Genomic DNA, 17163 nt, shown 5'->3' on the forward strand with positions numbered 1-17163 from the left:
ATGCAGCGGGCCAGGCGCGCCGAGTGGGCTATATTGGCCCCATGTTCGAAGTGCTCGTGTATGTCTACGAAAACTACTGGCGCGGCGATGCGTGTCCCGAGCCCGAGCAACTGGGCCGCAAGCTCAGCGCGCAGGGCTTCGATGCGGAAGAGATCCGCGACGCACTGCGCTGGCTCGACGGCCTGAGCCTCGCCACCCAGGGCGTGCAACTGACCCGGCACGCCGACGGGACCAGCGCCACGGTGAGCGCGCGCAGCCCGAACGATGCCGCCTTGCCCGAATCGCCGGGTTCGATGCGCGTCTATTCGACCGCCGAGCAGGAACACCTGGGCGCCGAATGCCTGGGCTTCATCAGCTTCCTCGAGTCCGCGAGCGTGCTGCCCCCCGGCATGCGCGAGATCGTGATCGATCGCGCCATGGCCACATCGGGCGACCCGCTGGCGCTCGACGAGCTCAAGATCATCGTGCTGATGGTGCACTGGAGCACCGGCGTCGAGCCTGATGCGCTGGTGCTCGACGAACTTTGCGACGACACGACAGGCCGCGTCGCGCACTGAAGCCGGCTAGTTCAGCAGCCGCTCCGGATTGGCATCCAGCTTGGCCAGCGCCTCGCGCGTGGCCCGCACCGTGAGCGTTTCCTCCTCGGCCGGCACCAGAAGACCCGCCTGCAGATAGGACGCCAAGCGCCCGACCTGGACCAGGAAGCTGCGCCCGTCGCTCGACGCGAACAGGTGCAACTGCTTGCGCTCGCTGCGCCAGACGAACTGCACCTGGCTCACGCGGTCGTTGTGGTCGAGCATGAACCAGGTGCCGACCTGGAGTTCGCGCGCCCACGCGAGCATGTCCTCGCCGACCTTGGTGCCGGTGTCGGGCACGATCTCGAGCGATGCCGCATCGACCCCGAGCAGCAGCTCGATGCTCGCGGCGTCCAGCGGCAGGTCGGTCGCGCCGTCGTCGTCGGAAACGAAATCCTCGAGGTTGGCCAGGCGCTTGGCCATGGCCTCGATCTTGGCCGGCGGAATGGCCTCGGTCTTCGACAGGAAGGCATCGGACAAGGTGGCGCCGATGGTCTTGATGTGCGCCTCCTGCGGATCGCCGACGATGCCCAGCAGGCTCATGCCCTGGCGCAGGCGCTGCAGCAGCTGGGGCAGGTCCTGGATCACGCGGGCGCGGTCGTTGCGGTTGGGCTTGGCGCTCGCAGCCCACACCAGGTCGGAAGCGGCGCGCTTGAGCGTCACCGTCTGCTCGTCCTGGGCGCCGTGGCGCAGCGCCGCGATCGCGAGCACCTCGGCCCAGACCTTGAACAGGAACTCACGGATCTCCTCGCGCACCGGCATGTCATTGAGCATCTTGCGCAACTCGATGGTGTACTGGATCGCCATCGTCTCCTTCTGCTCGACCTGCTGCGCCACGCTCATCAGGCGCTGGGTGGCGTCGCTCTGCGTCAGGTACTTGTTGAGGAAGGCGACGAATTCGTCGAACACCAGCTTGAACACGCGCTGGCCGGTTTCGGGGTACTGCTCGATCACCTGGACCACGCGGCGGATCTCGCCCTCCAGTGCGCTGCCCGAAATGGCGGCGGCGTCGAAGCCCATCACGCAGGAACCCATGCGGTCGATCAGCATGCGCGCGGGGTGCTGCAGCGTGCCGAAGAATTCCGGCTCGGCGATCGCGACGCGCAGCACCGGCATCTGCAGCCGCGCGAACCACACGCGCGCCGAGAACGGGATGCGCTCCTCGGCGAGGATGGCCTGGAACATCAGCGCCACGATCTCGACCGTGGCCTTGTCGGCGGTGGTCGGCGCCTTTTTCTTGAGTTCGCTGGTGCGCCGGCGCATTTCGGCCGCGGTCTGGTGAATCGCCGTCGCCTCGTCGCCGACCACGTACTGCGAGGACATCATCTGGTAGGCCGCTTCCGCATCGGCGATCGCGGCGGCGAAGGCTGGTGCGCCGAGGCCCACACCGCCACCCCCGCCACCCCCGCCACCCCCGCCACCACCGTGACCGCCGCCTGCTGCCATGCTGCCCGCCGCCGCTGCGCGCTGCTGGGAGAGATCGCCGCCGATGCGCGCGGTCACGAAGCGCTTGAGATTGAGCAGCACGCCCTGCGCCCGCTGGCGTGCAAGGACCAGCGGCGAACCGCCGGTCGCGACCAGCGTGTCGCCGCCGGCAGTGCCCGGTCCGCGGCCGACGCCGATCGCCGCCGGCGCGAAGCTGCCCGGGGGCGCCCCGAAGGCAACGGGCGGGCCGCCCACGCCCATCGGCGCGCTGCCGGCATGGGCAAAACTGGTCCCGAGCGTCGCCGTCCCGGAGCTGACGCTGCCCGTGCGCTTGACGAAGCTCTTGAGATCGATCTCGGGCATCACGCCCTTTTCGATCAGGAAGGCATTGGATTCCTTGTAGGCCTTGACGATCACGTCGACCAGCTGGTGCTGCACCACGTCCTGCACCTTGGTCCAGAGGCTGCGGCTCAGGCCGGCGGCCAGCCACTGGTCGACCAGCACTTTGGCCAGCGCCTCGGGCTTGAGGATGTCCTTGGCGTTGAGCTCGGCCGTGCCTTCGAGATGCTGGATGCGCAGCCGCAGGTCGTTGAGCTCGAAGCTGGCCTTGTCCTGAATCGCCTGGGCCAGGCGGGAGTACAGGATGCCGGTCTCCACCACCTCGTCGCCGATCAGTTCGAGGCGCGACAGCGAGTTGACCGAAGGCCCGCTGCCGGTACTGCCGATCAGCGCCTTGCGCCATGCAGTCTGCGACAGCGGCACCCAGCTCGACCCCTGGGCCTGGAAAGCGATGTAGTCGTCGCGGTTCTCCTGCATCTGGCGCACGTTGCCGGTCATTCCGGCGAGGGCGGCCAGCCGCTCGCGGATCGCGTGGGCGACCGGCGGGATCGCACCTTCGGTGGCGGCGACGAAGCGTTCGCGCGTCTCGCGAGCGAGTTGCTGGGAGGAAGCTGGAGACCGCGAGATCATGGACAGTAGCGACGGCTAATTAAAAACGTTTCAGGCGCGAGCTTGCCTCGGGAAGCGTAACCGCACAAGAGCAGACCCCGCTCGGCAGCAACCCCAACAGACGAAAGTCGGGGCCGAGGGCGCGCCGTTCACACGGTGGCGCCTGCGTTCGGATCGTCCGGATCGCCCTCGCGCTTGATCGGCCCCTTGACCAGGTCCTCCCGCTTGACGCCCAGCCACATCGCGATCGCCGCCGCCACGAAAGCCGACGAGTAGATGCCGAACAGGATGCCGATGGTCAGCGCCAGCGCGAAATAGTGCAGCGTCGGGCCGCCGAAGAAGAACATCGAAAGCACCACCAGCTGGGTGCAACCGTGCGTGATGATGGTGCGGCTGATGGTCGAGGTGATCGCGTTGTCGATGACCTCGCGCGTCGTCATCTTGCGGTAGCGCCGGAAGTTCTCGCGCACCCGGTCGAAGATGACCACCGACTCGTTGACCGAATATCCCAGCACCGCCAGCACCGCCGCCAGCACCGCCAGCGAGAACTCCCACTGGAAGAAGGCGAAGAAGCCCAGGATGATCACCACGTCGTGCAGGTTGGCCAGCACGGTGGCGAGCGCGAACTTCCATTCGAAGCGGAAGGCCAGGTAGATCATGATGCCGACCACCACCATGCCCAGCGCCTTGAGGCCGTTGGTGGTGAGCTCCTCGCCCACCTGCGGGCCGACGAATTCGTTGCCGCGCAGGGTGGCCGATGGGTCGACCGCCTTGAGGGCGGCCATCACCTGCTCGCTCTGCTGGGCCGAGGTCTGGCCTTTCTGCACCGGCAGGCGGATCTGCACGTCGCGCGAGGTGCCGAAGTTCTGCACCTGCACGTCGGGGTAGCCGAGCTTGCCGATGGTTTCGCGCACCTTGCCGACGTCGACCGACTGCTGGTAGGCGACCTCCATCACGGTGCCGCCGGTGAACTCGACCGACAAGTGCAGCCCGCGATGGAACAGGAAGAACACCGCCAGCAGGAAGGTGATGACGGAGATCGCGTTCAGCACCAGCGCATGGCGCATGAACGGGATGGTCCGGTGGATTCGGAAGAACTCCATTTTTGTGTTCCCTTACTTGGCGTCGGCCGTGGCCTTGCTGGCGTCCGGCTTCCAGACCGTGCCGATCGACAGGCTCTTGAGCTTCTTCTTGCTGCCGTACCAGAAGTTCACCAGGCCGCGCGAGAAGAACACCGCCGAGAACATGGAGGTGACGATGCCGATGCAGTGCACCACGGCGAAGCCGCGCACCGGGCCCGAGCCGAAGGCCAGCAGCGCGATGCCCGCGATCAGGGTGGTCACGTTGGAATCGAGAATCGTGCCCCAGGCGCGGTCGTAGCCCGCATGGATGGCCGCCTGCGGCGAGGCGCCGCCGCGCAGCTCCTCGCGCACGCGCTCGTTGATCAGCACGTTGGAGTCGATGGCCACGCCGATCGCGAGCGCCATGGCCGCGATGCCGGGCAGCGTGAGCGTGGCCTGCAGCATCGACAGCACCGCCACCAGGAGCAGCAGGTTGACCGCCAGCGCGATCGACGAGAACACGCCGAACAGCGCGTAGTAGAGGCACATGAACACCATGATCGCGGCGAAGCCGTACATCACGCTGTCGAAGCCCTTCTGGATGTTGTCGGCGCCCAGGCTCGGGCCGATGGTGCGTTCCTGGATGATTTCCATCGGCGCGGCCAGCGAGCCGGCACGCAGCAGCAGCGCGAGGTCGTTGGCCTCGACCACGGTCATCGAACCCGAGATCTGGAAGCGGTTGCCGAGCTCGCCGTTGATCGACGGTGCGGTCAGGACCTCGCCCTTGCCCTTTTCGAAGATCAGCATCGCCATGCGCTTGCGGAAGTTCTCGCGGCTCACGTCGCGCATGATGCGGCCGCCCTTGGCGTCCATGGTCAGGTCGACCTTGGGCTGTTGGGTCTGCGAATCGAAGCCGGGTTGCGCATCGGTAAGGTTCTCGCCGGTCACCAGCACCTGCTTCTTGACGATGACGGGGCGGCCTTCGCGGTCGAGGAATTTCTCGGAGCCGAAGGGCACCGGGCCGCTGCCGGTTTCGGCCGCGCGGCCTTCGGCGGACTCGTCCACCAGGCGCATCTCGAGCGTGGCGGTGCGGCCCAGGATGTCCTTGGCCTTGGCCGTGTCCTGCACGCCCGGCAGCTGCACCACGATGCGGTCCAGGCCCTGCTGCTGGATCACCGGCTCGGCCACGCCGAGCTCGTTGATCCGGTTGTGCAGGGTCGTGATGTTCTGCTTGAGCGCCGCGTCCTGCAGCCGGCGCGCGGCCTCGGGCTTGATGGTGGCGACGAGCTTCCACTCGCTGCCTTCCTGGCTGTCGGTCGTCGCGAGGTCGGTGAACTGGTCCTGGATCAGCGCCTTGGCCGCTTCCAGCCCGGCGGCATCGCGGAAGCGCACCTCGATGGTCTGGCCGTTGCGGGTGACCGAGGTGCCGCGGACGTTCTTGTCGCGCAGGCCGGAGCGCAGGTCATTGGCGAAGGACTCGGCCCGCTTGTCGATGGCACCCTTCATGTCGACCTGCAGGAGAAAGTCGACGCCGCCGCGCAGGTCCAGGCCCAGGTACATCGGGTAGGCGTGCAGCGCGGCGAGCCAGGCCGGCGAGCGCGACACCAGGTTGAGCGCCACGATGTAGGGCGGGTCGCTCGGATCCGGCACCAGCGCGCGCTGCAGCACGTCGCGCGCCTTCAGCTGGTCGTCGGTGCTGGCGAAGCGCGCGCGCACCGAGGTGGCGTCCAGCGTCAACAGGTCGGGCGTAAGGCCGGCGGCCTTCAGCGCCTCGGCCACGCGGGCCTGGGTGCCGGCATCGACCTTGACGGTCGACTTGCCCGCGGACACCTGCACCGCAGGCGCCTCGCCGAAGAAATTGGGCAGGGCGTAGATCAGCCCCACGAGCAGCACGATCACGATGATCGCGTACTTCCAGACCGGGTAACGGTTCATGATCGCGCTTGGAAATTGAGCCGAACCGTTCGGGCTGAGCTTGTCGAAGCCGGGAGAGGCCCTTCGACAAGCTCAGGGCGAACGGGGATGGGTTACTTGATTGCGCCCTTGGGCAACACCTGGACCACCGCGCTGCGCTGCAGCTGCACTTCGACGCCCTTGGCGATCTCCACCGTCAGGTACTGGTCGCCGAGCTGGGTGATCTTGCCGAGCAGGCCGCCGGCGGTCGCCACCTCGTCGCCCTTGGCCAGGGCGTCGATCATGGCGCGGGCTTCCTTCTGGCGCTTCATCTGCGGGCGGATCATCACGAAATACAGCACCACGAACATCAGCACCAGCGGCAGCATGCTGCCGAGCGAGGACATCATGTCGCCGCCGCCGGCAGCAGCAGGCGCGGTCTGGGCGAAAGCAGAGGAAATGAACAAGGAAGTCTCCAGCAGAGGGAAGTGATAAGAGCGTGAAACCCCAGCCGGGGTTCACGCTTCCGCGGCCGCATGACGCAGCCGCGCAGCGCGGGGCCTGGCCGCGCACAGCATCGAACATTGTATTCGGCGGCGTTCACCCCGCCGGGGCTAACCCGGCGGGGCGTTCGGGGCTTTCAGGGCAAGGCCCGGCGACCTGCCGGCGCCGGCCTCAGGCCGCGGCGCGCTGCGACCGCGGGTCGCGCCACTTGGCCACGAGCTCGGCCCAGCGCGTGCGCGCCGCGGCCAGGTTGCGCTCCTTGACGTGGCCGTAGCCGCGGATCTGCTCGGGCAGGCTGGCGATCTCCAGGGCAAGCGCGTGGTTGCCGGCGTTCAGCCCGGCCAGCACCTCGTCGATGCTGGCGCGGTATTCGGCGATCAGCGCGCGCTCGGTCTTGCGTTCCTCGGTGCGGCCGAAGACGTCGAGCGCCGTGCCGCGCAGGCCCTTGAGCTTGGCGAGCAGCCGGAAGCCGGTCAGCATCGCGGGGCCGAACTTCTGCTTCTGCAGTTCGCCCTTGGCGTTGCGCCTGGCGATGATCGGCGGGGCCAGGTGGTAGTTGAGCTTGAAGTCGCCCTCGAACATGCCCTCGACGCGGTCGAGGAAGCTGCGGTCGGTATGCAGGCGCGCCACTTCGTACTCGTCCTTGTAGGCCATGAGCTTGAACAGGTAGCGTGCCACCGCTTCGGTCAGGCTGGTCTTGCCCAGGGCCGACTCGGCCTGCTGCACTTTGGCGACGAAGGCCTTGTATTGCCCGGCATAGGCCGCGTTCTGGTAACCGGTGAGGAACTCGGCGCGGCGCGCGACCAGGCTCTCGACCGTGTCGCGCTTCTTGAACTCGATGACCTGGCCGGGCGAGACGCGCTTCTGCACCGCCTCGGGGCGCTGCGCGGCCTGGCGGCCCCATTCGAAGGCGGCCTTGTTGTTCTCGATCGCCACCGCGTTGAGCTCGATCGCGCGCATCAGCGAGGCATGCTCGAGCGGGATCCAGCCCTTCTGCCAGGCATAGCCCAGGATCATCGGGTTGACGTAGATGGTGTCGCCCATCAGCGAAGTCGCGGCCGCATCCGCGTCGAAGGCGCCGACGCCCTCGGCACCCACCGCGCGCGCGATCTCGGCGGCGCAGGCTTCCTGCGGGTTCTGCCAGTTGGCGTTGCGCACGAAGGCGGCCGTCGGCGTGCTGTGGCTGTTGAGCGCGACATGGGTGCGCCCTTCGCGCATGCGCGCCATGGTTTCGGCATTGACGCTGACCAGCGGGTCGCAGGCCAGCACCAGGTCGGCCGCCGCGGTGCCCACGCGCGTGGTGCGGATGTCGTCCTGCGTGTCGCCGATCAGCACGTGGCTCCAGGTGGCGCCGCCCTTCTGCGCCAGGCCGGCCGCGTCCTGCGTGACGATGCCCTTGCCCTCGATGTGGGCCGCCATGCCCAGCAGCTGGCCGATGGTGATGACGCCGGTGCCGCCGACGCCCGCCACCACCACGCCCCAGACCTTGCCGCCGGCGAGCGAAGGCGATGCAGGCTCGGCCAGCGCGCCCAGCTCGGCGGGCGTGGCGGACTTGTCCTTCGCCTTCTTCTTGAGCTGGCCGCCTTCGACGGTGACGAAGCTCGGGCAGAAGCCCTTCAGGCAGCTCATGTCCTTGTTGCAGGTGCTCTGGTTGATGGTGCGCTTGCGGCCGAACTCGGTCTCCAGCGGCTCCACCGACAGGCAGTTGCTCTGCACGCTGCAGTCGCCGCAGCCTTCGCAGACCAGCTCGTTGATGACCACGCGCTTGGCCGGATCGACGGCCGTGCCGCGCTTGCGGCGGCGGCGCTTCTCGGTGGCGCAGGTCTGGTCGTAGATGATGGCCGTGGTGCCCTTGATCTCCCGGAACTCGCGCTGGATCTCGTCCAACTCGTCGCGATGCCGCACCTTCACGTCCTGGCCGGGCACGTTCACGCCTTCGTATTTCTCCGGCTCGTCGGTGACGATCACCACCTTGACCGCGCCTTCGGCATGCAGGCTCTCGGCGATCTGCAGCACCGAGTGGCCCTCGGGCCGCTCGCCGACCTGCTGGCCGCCGGTCATGGCGACCGCGTCGTTGTAGAGGATCTTGTAGGTGATGTTGACGCCGGCCGCGATGCTCTGGCGGATGGCGAGCAGGCCGCTGTGGAAGTAGGTGCCGTCGCCCAGGTTGGCGAAGATGTGCTGGTCGGTCGTGAAGGGCTGCTGGCCGACCCACGGCACGCCCTCGCCGCCCATCTGCGTGAAGCCGATGGTGGAACGGTCCATCCAGGTCGCCATGAAGTGGCAGCCGATGCCGCCCATCGCGCGGGAGCCCTCGGGCACCACGGTGCTGGTGTTGTGCGGGCAACCCGAGCAGAACCAGGGCTGGCGGCCCGCGTCCGAGACGCCGGTGGCCTGTGGCGCGGCCATGGCGCGCTCCTTGGCCTCCAGGATGGCCAGTTGCGCATCGATGCGCGCGGCCATATCGGCGCCGGCGGCAGCCAGGAGGCCGCTCTTCTTCAGGCGCTGGGCGATCGCCTTGGCGATCAGTGCCGGGTTCAGGTCGGCGTTGGAGCGCAAGAGCGTGTGCGAAGTCGGATTGGGCATCGACCATTCGCCGCCGGAGTAGCCCTCGGCCTCGTACACCTCGCCCTCGTCGAACTTGCCGACCACGTTGGGCCGGACGTCGGCGCGCCAGTTGTAGAGCTCTTCCTTAAGCTGGTATTCGATGACCTGGCGCTTCTCCTCGACCACCAGGATTTCCTGCAGGCCGGTGGCGAAGGCGCGCGTGAGCTGCGCCTCCAGCGGCCACACCACCGCCACCTTGTGCAGGCGGATGCCGAGCTGGCGGCAGGCCGCGTCGTCCAGGCCCAGGTCGATCAGCGCCTGGCGCGTGTCGTTGAAGGCCTTGCCGCTGGCCATGATGCCGAAGCGGTCGTTCGGGCCTTCGATCACGTTGTGGTTGAGCCGGTTGGCGCGGATGTAGGCCAGCGCGGCATACCACTTGTAGTGCATGAGCCGCGCTTCCTGCTCCAGCGCATGGTCGGGCCAGCGGATGTGCAGGCCGCCGGGCGGCATCTGGAAGTCGGTGGGCATCACGATCTCGACGCGCTCCGGGTCGATCATCGCGGTGGCGCTCGACTCGACGATCTCCTGGATCGTCTTCATGCCCGACCAAATGCCGGCGAAGCGGCTCATCGCAAAGGCATGGATGCCGAGGTCCAGGATCTCCTGCACGTTGGTCGGGAAGAACACCGGCGTGCCGCAGGCCTTGAAGATGTGATCGCTCTGGTGCGCCGCGGTCGAGCTCTTGGAGATGTGGTCGTCGCCGGCCACCGCGATCACGCCGCCCCAGGGCGTGGTGCCGGCCATGTTGGCGTGCTTGAAGACGTCGGAGCAGCGGTCCACGCCCGGGCCCTTGCCGTACCAGATGCCGAACACGCCGTCGTACTTGTTGGTTCCAGCGGGCGAGAAGCCGAGCTGCTGGGTGCCCCAGAGCGCGGTGGCCGCAAGCTCTTCGTTCACGCCCGGCTGGAACACGATGTGCTGTTCCTTCAGGTACTTGCTGGCCTTCCAGAGCGCCTGGTCGTAGCCGCCGAGCGGCGAGCCGCGGTAGCCGCTGATGAAGCCGGCCGTGTTCTTGCCGGCCTGCTTGTCACGCAGGCGCTGCAGCATCGGCAGCTTGACCAGGGCCTGCACGCCGCTCATGAAAGCGCGTCCGTAGTCCAGGCTGTATTTGTCGTCGAGCGTGACCGTTTCTAGGGCCTTGCGAATGTGCTCCGGCAGCGGTGCGTTCATCGTTGTCTCCGTGGCTGTGCCTTGTGGGCGTGGCGATTGGGTGGGCGAGGCGTCCGGGTAGAACATTTCCCGCAGCCATCATGCTCGCAAAGTGTATGCCTGCCGCCTTGATAGGTGTTTGCGTTCTTTGCCCGTTCAAGCAGGCTTTTTGGAAGGATCTTGCTTAAACTAGGCCTTAATGGAAAGTATTGACAAGTTCGACCTCGCGATCCTGCAAGAACTGCAGGCCGACGCCCGGCTCACCAACGCCGAACTGGCGCAGCGCGTGGGGCTCTCGGCGGCGCCCTGCTGGCGCCGCGTGCGCGCGCTGGAAACCGCCGGCTACATCCGCGGCTACCACGCCGAGATCGACCGCCACAAGATCGGCCTGGGCGTGCTCGCCTTCGTGCGCCTGGACACCGACCGCGCCACCGGCGAGGTCACGCGCAAGATCGAGGAAGCGATCCGCAAGCTGCCCGAGGTGGTGGCCTGCCACTACATCAGCGGCACCGGCATGTTCGAACTGCAGGTGGTGGCCGAGGACCTGGATGGCTTCTCGCGCTTCGCGCTCAACAGCCTGATGCACCTGCCCAACGTGAAAGACCTGCACACCAGCTTCTCTCTCGGCGAGGTCAAGGCCAGCCGCGCGCTGCCGCTGGGCCACCTGGCGAAGAAGCCGGCGAAGTCCGGGAAGCCGGGCGCGGGACAATAGCGGCTCATGCCACCGATCTCGACCGAGGAAACCCCCGTCGCCCCGACGCGCGCGCAGCCGCCGCGCATCGGCCCCTTCGAACCGCTCATCAAGCAGCCGGTGTTCCGCATGCTGTGGAGCACCTGGCTGGTCGCCAACATCTGCATGTGGATGAACGACGTGGCGGCGGCCTGGATGATGACCTCGCTGACCACTTCGCCGATCTGGGTTGCGCTGGTGCAATCGGCCTCCACGCTGCCGGTGTTCCTGCTCGGGCTGCCGAGCGGCGCGCTGGCCGACATCCTGGACCGGCGGCGCTGGCTGGTCGCGACCCAGTTCTGGCTCGCCGGCGCCGCCATCGTGCTGTGCGGCGCCGTGGTGCTGGACCTCATGAGCGCGCCGCTGCTGCTGGCTCTGACCTTCGCCAACGGCATCGGCCTGGCGCTGCGCTGGCCGGTGTTCTCCGCCATCGTGCCCGAGCTGGTGCCGCGCACCCACCTGCCGGCCGCGCTCGGGCTCAACGGGCTGGCGATGAACGCCTCGCGCATCGTCGGGCCGCTGCTGGCCGGCACGCTGATCGCGAGCGCCGGCAGCGTCTGGGTGTTCGGGCTCAACGCCGTGCTGTGCGTGGCCTCGGGCTTCATCGTGCTGCGCTGGCGGCGCGAGCACAAGCCCAATCCGCTGGGCCGCGAACGGTTGATCAGCGCGATGCGCGTCGGCGTGCAGTTCGTGCGCCAGTCGCAGCGCATGCGCGCGGTGCTCACGCGCATCTCGATCTTCTTCCTGCACTCGACCGCGCTGCTCGCGCTGCTGCCGCTTCTGGCGCGCAACCTGCAAGGCGGCGGGGCCGGCACCTTCACGCTGCTGCTGGCGGCCATGGGCTCGGGCGCGATCGTGGCGGTGCTGTTCCTGCCGCGGCTGCGCCAGGCGCTCGCGCGCGACCAGCTGGTGATCCGCGGCGCCATGCTGCAGTCCGGCGCCACGGCCGTGATGGCGGTGGCGCCCAACGCCTGGATCGCGGTACCGGCGATGTTCCTCGGCGGCATGGCCTGGATCACGGTCGCCAATTCGCTCTCGGTCTCGGCCCAGCTCGCGCTGCCCGACTGGGTGCGTGCGCGCGGCATGTCGATGTACCAGATGGCCATCATGGGCGCGAGCGCCTTCGGTGCCGCGCTCTGGGGCCAGGTGGCCGAGCTCTCCTCGCTCTACATCAGCCTCGGGATCGCGGCCGTGAGCGGCACGGCGTGCATGCTGGTCGCGCTGCGCTACGTGACCGACGGCGTCGGCGAGGAAGATGACACCAGCCCCGCGCGCAAGGGCTGGGCCGCGGGCCCGCCGGCGGAGGCGCCGCGCGAGGAAGGGCGGGTGGTGATCACCGTCGAATACATGATCGACCCCGCGCGCGCCGCCGCCTTCCACATCGTGATGCAGCAGACGCGCCGCGCGCGCCTCGGCCAGGGCGCGATCGGCTGGGAGCTCTTGCACGACATCGCCGAGCCGGGCCGCTACGTCGAGGAGATCGTCGACGAATCGTGGACCGAGCATCTGCGCCGCTTCCACCGCGCGACCGCGGCCGACATGGCGCTGCGCGAGCGGCGCCTGGCCTTCCACCAGGGCGAAACGGTGCCGGTGGTGACGCGCTACGTGGTGCGGCGCTGAGCGCAAGCCGTCAATTGAAAAAGAGCAGCCGCGCCAGCAAGGTGTGGCCGGCCTCCGCCGCCATCAGGCCCACCAGCACCAGCAGGGCCAGCGGCGGCAGCAGGATGGCGTAGACCAGCGACAGCCGTTCCCAGGCCATGTGCATGAAGACCGCGACGATCAGGCCTGCCTTCAGCAGCATGAAGGTGAGGATCAGGCCCCAGCGCAGATAGCCCTGCACATGGAGGTAGTCCACCAGGTAGGACATCGTGCTGAGCACGAACAGGAGCCCCCAGATCTTGAGGTAGAGGCTGATCGGATGTTGCTGGCCGGTGCCGGGGTTCATGGTCGAAGTCCTCACCAGAGATAGAAGAGCGCAAAAATAAACACCCACACCAGATCGACGAAGTGCCAGTACAGGCCGACGATCTCGACGATCTGGTAGTTGCCGCCGCGGTCGTAGTCGCCGCGCAGCAGCTTGAAGGCGATGATGAACAGGAACACCACGCCGCCCGACACGTGCAGTCCGTGGAAGCCGGTGATCATGAAGAAGGCCGAGCCGAACTGCGCCGCGCCCATCGGGTTGCCCCAGGGCCGCACGCCCTCTTCCATGATCAGCTTCGACCATTCGAAGGCCTGCATGCCGACGAAGATCTCGCCGCAGGTGGCGGTCACCAGCATCAGCGTGGCGGCGTTCACCTTGTCGCCGCGGTAAGCGCAGTTGACGGCCATCGCCATCGTGCCGCTGCTGCTGATGAGCACGAACGTCATGATCGCGATCAGGAGCAGCGGAACGTCGGCACCGGCCACATGGAGCGCGAACACCTCGCTCGGGTTGGGCCAGGGCACGACGGTCGAGACGCGCACCGTCATGTAGCCGACGAGGAAGCAGCTGAAGATGAAGGTGTCGCTCAAGAGGAAGATCCACATCATCGCCTTGCCCCACGAGACGTGGAAGGCTTCGCGGTCGGAGGACCAGTCGGCGATCAGCCCGCGCAGGCCTTCGGCTGCGGCGGCGGGGGTCACGGGCACAACGGGCACAACGGGCACAACGGGCATTTGCGCGATCGATGCGGCAGTGTTCATGGCAAGCTTCCTCTATCGATCAGGCGGTGCCGCAGATGAAGCGCGCCACCTCCGGCGTCAGCCAGCCCAGCATGGCGAACAACAATAGCCACACCGCCAGCATGAAGTGCCAGTAGCGCGCGACGAGCCCGATGCGCCATGCGAGATCGGCAAGGCGCGCCGCCGGCCGCCATGCGGCGCGTGCCGTCCACGCCCAGCCGGCGAGGCCGCCCGCCACGTGCAGCCCGTGCATGGCGGTCAGCAGATAGAAGAAGCTGCCGCCCGGATTGCCGGCCGGCATCACCTGCGCGGCGAGCAGCGCCTGCCAGGCCCACAGCTGCACCGCCAGAAAGGCCAGCGCGCAGAGGCCGCCGGCGAGCAGCAAGCGGCGCGTCCGCGCCAGGCCGTGGCCGCCACGCGCCGTCGCGCCGGCCTTCGAAAGCGCCACGCCGCCCGCGAACAGCAGCGCGGTGCTGAGCCACAGCTGCCACGGCAGCGCGAGCGCGACGGCATCGCTGCCGCTCATGCGCATCACATAGGCCGTGGCGAAGAGCGAGAACAGCGCGGTGGCCACGCCCATGAACACCCACAGGCCGATGCTCGCGGCGGCCGCGTGATCACGTTCTGCAAAAGGCAGCGCGGCGATCGCGTTCATGTCGGTGCCCCCCGAACCTCGTCGTCCTTGCCCTTGTAGGCCTCGGGTTCCATGCCGCCCGCCTCGGGCGGCTCGTTCTGCGCGACGTAGTCCTTCGGACCGTCCGGCACGCCGTAGCCATAAGCCCAGCGGTAGACCACCGGCAGCTCCGCCCCCCAGTTGCCGTGCACCGGCGGCGTCTGCGGCGTCTGCCATTCCAGCGAGGCGGCGCGCCAGGGGTTGGCATCGGCGCGCCGGCCGTAGCGCAGGCTCCAGACGAGGTTGAAGATGAACAGCAGCTGCGCCGCGCCGACGACGAGCGCCACCACGGTGATGAAGGTGTTCAGGCTGTACGCGGACGGCGGGATGAACGCGTAGTTGTCGAAGTTGTAGTAGCGCCGCGGCATGCCCTGCACGCCGAGGTAGTGCATCGGGAAATAGATCAGGTAGGTGCCGATGAAGGTGATCCAGAAATGCAGCTGCCCGAGCCAGTCGTCGAGCATGCGGCCGGTCACCTTGGGATACCAGTGATAGATGCCGCCGAAGACCACCAAGAGCGGCGCCACGCCCATCACCATGTGGAAGTGCGCCACCACGAAGTAGGTGCCCGAGAGCGGAATGTCGACGCTCACGTTGCCGAGGAAGAGGCCGGTCAGCCCGCCGATGACGAAGGTGCAGATGAAGGCCAGCGAGAACAGCATCGGCACCGACAGGTGTATGTCGCCGCGCCACAGCGTGAGCAGCCAGTTGTAGACCTTGATGGCGGTCGGCACCGCGATGACCAGCGTGGTGGTCGCGAAGAAGAAGGCGAAGTAAGGGTTCATGCCGGCGACGAACATGTGGTGCGCCCACACCACGAGGCTTAAGCCCCCGATGGCGACGATGGCCCAGACCATCATGCGGTAGCCGAAGATGCTCTTGCGCGCATGCACGCTGATCAGGTCGGAGACGATGCCGAAGGCCGGCAGCGCCACGATGTAGACCTCGGGATGGCCGAAGAACCAGAACAGGTGCTGGAACAGCAGCGGACTGCCGCCCTTGTACTGGGTCGCCTTCCCCATCGAGAGCAGCGCCGGCATGAAGAAGCTGGTGCCCGCCACGCGGTCGAGCAGCAGCATCACGCCACTGACGAAGAGCGCCGGAAAACCGAGCAGCGCGAGGATCGTGGCGACGAAGATGCCCCATACCGTCAGCGGCATGCGCAGCAGCGTCATGCCCTTGCAGCGCGCCTGCAGCACGGTGGTCACGTAGTTGAGGCCGCCCATCGTCGTGGCGACGATGAAGATCACGAGCGAGATCAGCATCAGGATGATGCCGCCGTCGTGCCCCGGCGTGCCGGGCAGGATCGACTGCGGCGGGTACAGCGTCCACCCCGCGCCGGTGGGTCCGCCCGCCACGAAGAAGCTCGCCATCAGCACGATCACCGACAGCAGGTAGACCCAGAAGCTCAGCATGTTGAGATACGGGAACACCATGTCGCGCGCGCCCACCATGAGCGGGATCAGGTAATTGCCGAACCCGCCGAGGAAGAGCGCGGTGAGCAGGTAGATCACCATGATCATCCCGTGCATGGTGACGAACTGGTAGTAGCGCTCGGGCGTGATGAATTCGAACACGCCGGGGAAGCCCAGCTGCAGGCGCATCAGGTTGGACAGCACCACGCCGATCACGCCCACCGTGATGGCCGTGCAGGCGTACTGGATCGCGATCACCTTGTGGTCCTGGCTCCAGACGTAGCGCGTCAGGAAGGTCTGCGGCGCGTGGTGGCCGGCAGTGTCGGCGATATCGCCGGTGGGGGTGGGAATCGCGCTCATCTTTGCGCCTTCTGTTCACCGGCAGCCTGCGCCGGCGGGCCGCCGAGGGTCTGGATGTAGGCCACCAGCGCGGCCAGCTCTTCGTCGCTCAGCTCGATCTTCGGCATGACCGGCGCGAAGCCCTTGATGCCGCGCGCCTGCGGATCGCGGATGAAGTCGCGCAGGAATTTTTCGTCGACCCGCGCGGTGGAACCGTCGCGCAGGCTCTCGGTCTTGCCGTACAGGCCTTTCCATGTCGGCCCCACGCGCGGGCTGCCGTCGATCGTGTGGCAGGCCACGCAGCCCTTGGCATCCGCCAGCGCGCGGCCCCGCTCGGCCAGCGAACCGGCGCCGGCCCCCGCTGCGGCAGCGGCCCGCACGTTGGCCTGCATCGCGGCGAAGGTCGGCAGCGCGTCGCGCCAGGCCTGGAAGCTCGCCGCGTCCTCCACCACCACGTGGGCGCGCATGTTGGGATGGCCGACGCCGCACAGCTGCGAGCACAGCGCCTCGTAGCGGCCGGTCACGGTCGGCGTGAACCAGAAGGTGCTGACCTGCCCCGGCACCATGTTCATGCGGGCACGGAAGGGCGGCACGTAGAAGTCGTGCAGCACGTCGTGCGAACGCAGCAGCACGTTCACCGGCTTGCCGAGCGGCAGGTGCACCTCGTCCGCCGCGATCAGGATGTCGTCCTGTCCGGCCGCGTCGGCGGGGTCGAGGCCGAAGGGATTGGTCGCGCTGACGAAGCGCGTCTCGGTCAGCCCCAGCTTGCCGTCCGCGCCGGCGAAGCGGAAGCGCCACTGCCACTGCTGGCCCAGCACTTCCAGCGTGAGGGCGTCATGCGGCGTCTTGACGTAGTTCGCGTACACCACCAGGCCGGGCGCCAGGAGCGCGATGATGCCCACGGTGGTGACGCCGATCAGCCAGCGCTCCAGCGACTTGCTCTCGGGCTGCCGGACCGCGCGCACGCCCTCGCGGTGGCGAAAGCGCACCAGCGTGTAGACGACGAAGAGGTTGATGACGACGAAGAACAGGCCCGTGATCACCAGCGTGATGGTCAGGGTGTCGTCCATCGGCTTCCAGTTGGATGCCAGGGGAGTGATCCACCACGGATTGACAATGTGAAACAGCACCGATGCGACGACGATGATTGCGAGCGCGATGGCCATGATCATGTGTGGCA

At 67.7% G+C, this 17163-nt stretch carries 13 protein-coding genes; 3 read left to right on the top strand and 10 right to left on the bottom strand.

From position 1 onward, the window contains the following. Nucleotides 1-41 precede the first annotated feature (41 nt). Nucleotides 42-557, top strand: a complete 516-nt coding sequence (locus ACSQ89_RS28085) for a DUF494 family protein (protein WP_093108652.1) — start codon at nucleotides 42-44, stop codon at nucleotides 555-557. A gap of 6 nt (nucleotides 558-563) precedes the next feature. Here the strand turns inward: ACSQ89_RS28085 and ACSQ89_RS28090 are convergent, their stop codons facing one another. The 5 genes from ACSQ89_RS28090 to ACSQ89_RS28110 form a co-directional block, all read right to left on the bottom strand. Then, on the bottom strand, nucleotides 564-2969 hold the full coding sequence (locus ACSQ89_RS28090) for a DUF1631 family protein (protein ID WP_436292070.1): 2406 nt from the start codon (nucleotides 2967-2969) through the stop codon (nucleotides 564-566). A 128-nt stretch (nucleotides 2970-3097) separates the two neighbouring features. Continuing rightward, nucleotides 3098-4051 carry a protein translocase subunit SecF gene (gene secF / locus ACSQ89_RS28095; RefSeq protein WP_093108650.1) on the bottom strand — a complete coding sequence of 318 codons (954 nt, stop codon included), beginning with the start codon at nucleotides 4049-4051 and terminating at the stop codon, nucleotides 3098-3100. Between the two features lie 12 nt (nucleotides 4052-4063). Next, the gene (gene secD / locus ACSQ89_RS28100) at nucleotides 4064-5944 is read right to left on the bottom strand and encodes a protein translocase subunit SecD (RefSeq protein ID WP_436292069.1); all 1881 of its coding nucleotides are present in this window, start codon (nucleotides 5942-5944) and stop codon (nucleotides 4064-4066) included. A 92-nt stretch (nucleotides 5945-6036) separates the two neighbouring features. Next, nucleotides 6037-6369: a preprotein translocase subunit YajC gene (gene yajC / locus ACSQ89_RS28105; RefSeq protein ID WP_126835916.1), complete on the bottom strand. Its 333-nt coding sequence runs from the start codon at nucleotides 6367-6369 to the stop codon at nucleotides 6037-6039. 208 nt (nucleotides 6370-6577) lie between these two features. Continuing rightward, a complete protein-coding gene (locus ACSQ89_RS28110; protein ID WP_436292068.1) occupies nucleotides 6578-10183 on the bottom strand; it encodes an indolepyruvate ferredoxin oxidoreductase family protein in 3606 nt (1201 codons plus the stop codon). Between the two features lie 178 nt (nucleotides 10184-10361). Here ACSQ89_RS28110 and ACSQ89_RS28115 point away from each other — a divergent pair, with 178 nt between their 5' ends. Together ACSQ89_RS28115 and ACSQ89_RS28120 are read left to right on the top strand one after the other, a co-directional pair. Next, the gene (locus ACSQ89_RS28115; protein ID WP_093108646.1) at nucleotides 10362-10874 is read left to right on the top strand and encodes an Lrp/AsnC family transcriptional regulator; all 513 of its coding nucleotides are present in this window, start codon (nucleotides 10362-10364) and stop codon (nucleotides 10872-10874) included. A gap of 6 nt (nucleotides 10875-10880) precedes the next feature. Beyond that, a complete protein-coding gene (locus ACSQ89_RS28120; protein WP_436292067.1) occupies nucleotides 10881-12512 on the top strand; it encodes an MFS transporter in 1632 nt (543 codons plus the stop codon). A gap of 10 nt (nucleotides 12513-12522) precedes the next feature. Here ACSQ89_RS28120 and ACSQ89_RS28125 read toward each other — a convergent pair whose 3' ends face one another. Genes ACSQ89_RS28125 through ACSQ89_RS28145 form a run of 5 tightly spaced genes read right to left on the bottom strand, consistent with a single transcriptional unit; the run spans nucleotide 12523 to nucleotide 17155 of the window. After that, nucleotides 12523-12837 (bottom strand): cytochrome C oxidase subunit IV family protein, encoded by a 315-nt coding sequence (locus ACSQ89_RS28125; protein WP_093108644.1) that lies wholly within the window; start codon nucleotides 12835-12837, stop codon nucleotides 12523-12525. A gap of 11 nt (nucleotides 12838-12848) precedes the next feature. Then, complete coding sequence (locus tag ACSQ89_RS28130) at nucleotides 12849-13550, bottom strand: heme-copper oxidase subunit III family protein (protein ID WP_436296635.1); 702 nt, start codon at nucleotides 13548-13550, stop codon at nucleotides 12849-12851. A 46-nt stretch (nucleotides 13551-13596) separates the two neighbouring features. Continuing rightward, nucleotides 13597-14211: a cytochrome c oxidase subunit 3 gene (locus tag ACSQ89_RS28135; RefSeq protein WP_436292065.1), complete on the bottom strand. Its 615-nt coding sequence runs from the start codon at nucleotides 14209-14211 to the stop codon at nucleotides 13597-13599. Beyond that, nucleotides 14208-16004 carry a cytochrome c oxidase subunit I gene (gene ctaD, locus ACSQ89_RS28140; RefSeq protein ID WP_436292064.1) on the bottom strand — a complete coding sequence of 599 codons (1797 nt, stop codon included), beginning with the start codon at nucleotides 16002-16004 and terminating at the stop codon, nucleotides 14208-14210. The genes ACSQ89_RS28135 and ctaD overlap by 4 nt, the downstream gene beginning before the upstream one ends. Continuing rightward, nucleotides 16001-17155 carry a cytochrome c oxidase subunit II gene (locus ACSQ89_RS28145; protein WP_093108640.1) on the bottom strand — a complete coding sequence of 385 codons (1155 nt, stop codon included), beginning with the start codon at nucleotides 17153-17155 and terminating at the stop codon, nucleotides 16001-16003. Before ACSQ89_RS28145 ends, ctaD begins: the two co-directional genes overlap by 4 nt. Between the last annotated feature and the right edge of the window lie 8 nt (nucleotides 17156-17163).

Source organism: Variovorax sp. LjRoot175 (genome assembly GCF_964253805.1).
Taxonomy (GTDB): domain Bacteria; phylum Pseudomonadota; class Gammaproteobacteria; order Burkholderiales; family Burkholderiaceae_C; genus Variovorax.

Excerpts from the sequence above, each read along its gene's own strand:
- ACSQ89_RS28135 (WP_436292065.1), bottom strand. The coding sequence starts at position 14,211 with ATGAACGCGATCGCCGCGCTGCCTTTTGCAGAACGTGATCACGCGGCC.
- secD (WP_436292069.1), bottom strand. The coding sequence starts at position 5,944 with ATGAACCGTTACCCGGTCTGGAAGTACGCGATCATCGTGATCGTGCTG.
- ACSQ89_RS28085 (WP_093108652.1), top strand. The coding sequence starts at position 42 with ATGTTCGAAGTGCTCGTGTATGTCTACGAAAACTACTGGCGCGGCGAT.
- ACSQ89_RS28130 (WP_436296635.1), bottom strand. The coding sequence starts at position 13,550 with ATGCCCGTTGTGCCCGTTGTGCCCGTTGTGCCCGTGACCCCCGCCGCC.
- ACSQ89_RS28145 (WP_093108640.1), bottom strand. The coding sequence starts at position 17,155 with ATGATCATGGCCATCGCGCTCGCAATCATCGTCGTCGCATCGGTGCTG.
- ACSQ89_RS28110 (WP_436292068.1), bottom strand. The coding sequence starts at position 10,183 with ATGAACGCACCGCTGCCGGAGCACATTCGCAAGGCCCTAGAAACGGTC.
- ctaD (WP_436292064.1), bottom strand. The coding sequence starts at position 16,004 with ATGAGCGCGATTCCCACCCCCACCGGCGATATCGCCGACACTGCCGGC.
- secF (WP_093108650.1), bottom strand. The coding sequence starts at position 4,051 with ATGGAGTTCTTCCGAATCCACCGGACCATCCCGTTCATGCGCCATGCG.
- ACSQ89_RS28115 (WP_093108646.1), top strand. The coding sequence starts at position 10,362 with ATGGAAAGTATTGACAAGTTCGACCTCGCGATCCTGCAAGAACTGCAG.
- ACSQ89_RS28090 (WP_436292070.1), bottom strand. The coding sequence starts at position 2,969 with ATGATCTCGCGGTCTCCAGCTTCCTCCCAGCAACTCGCTCGCGAGACG.
- ACSQ89_RS28120 (WP_436292067.1), top strand. The coding sequence starts at position 10,881 with ATGCCACCGATCTCGACCGAGGAAACCCCCGTCGCCCCGACGCGCGCG.
- ACSQ89_RS28125 (WP_093108644.1), bottom strand. The coding sequence starts at position 12,837 with ATGAACCCCGGCACCGGCCAGCAACATCCGATCAGCCTCTACCTCAAG.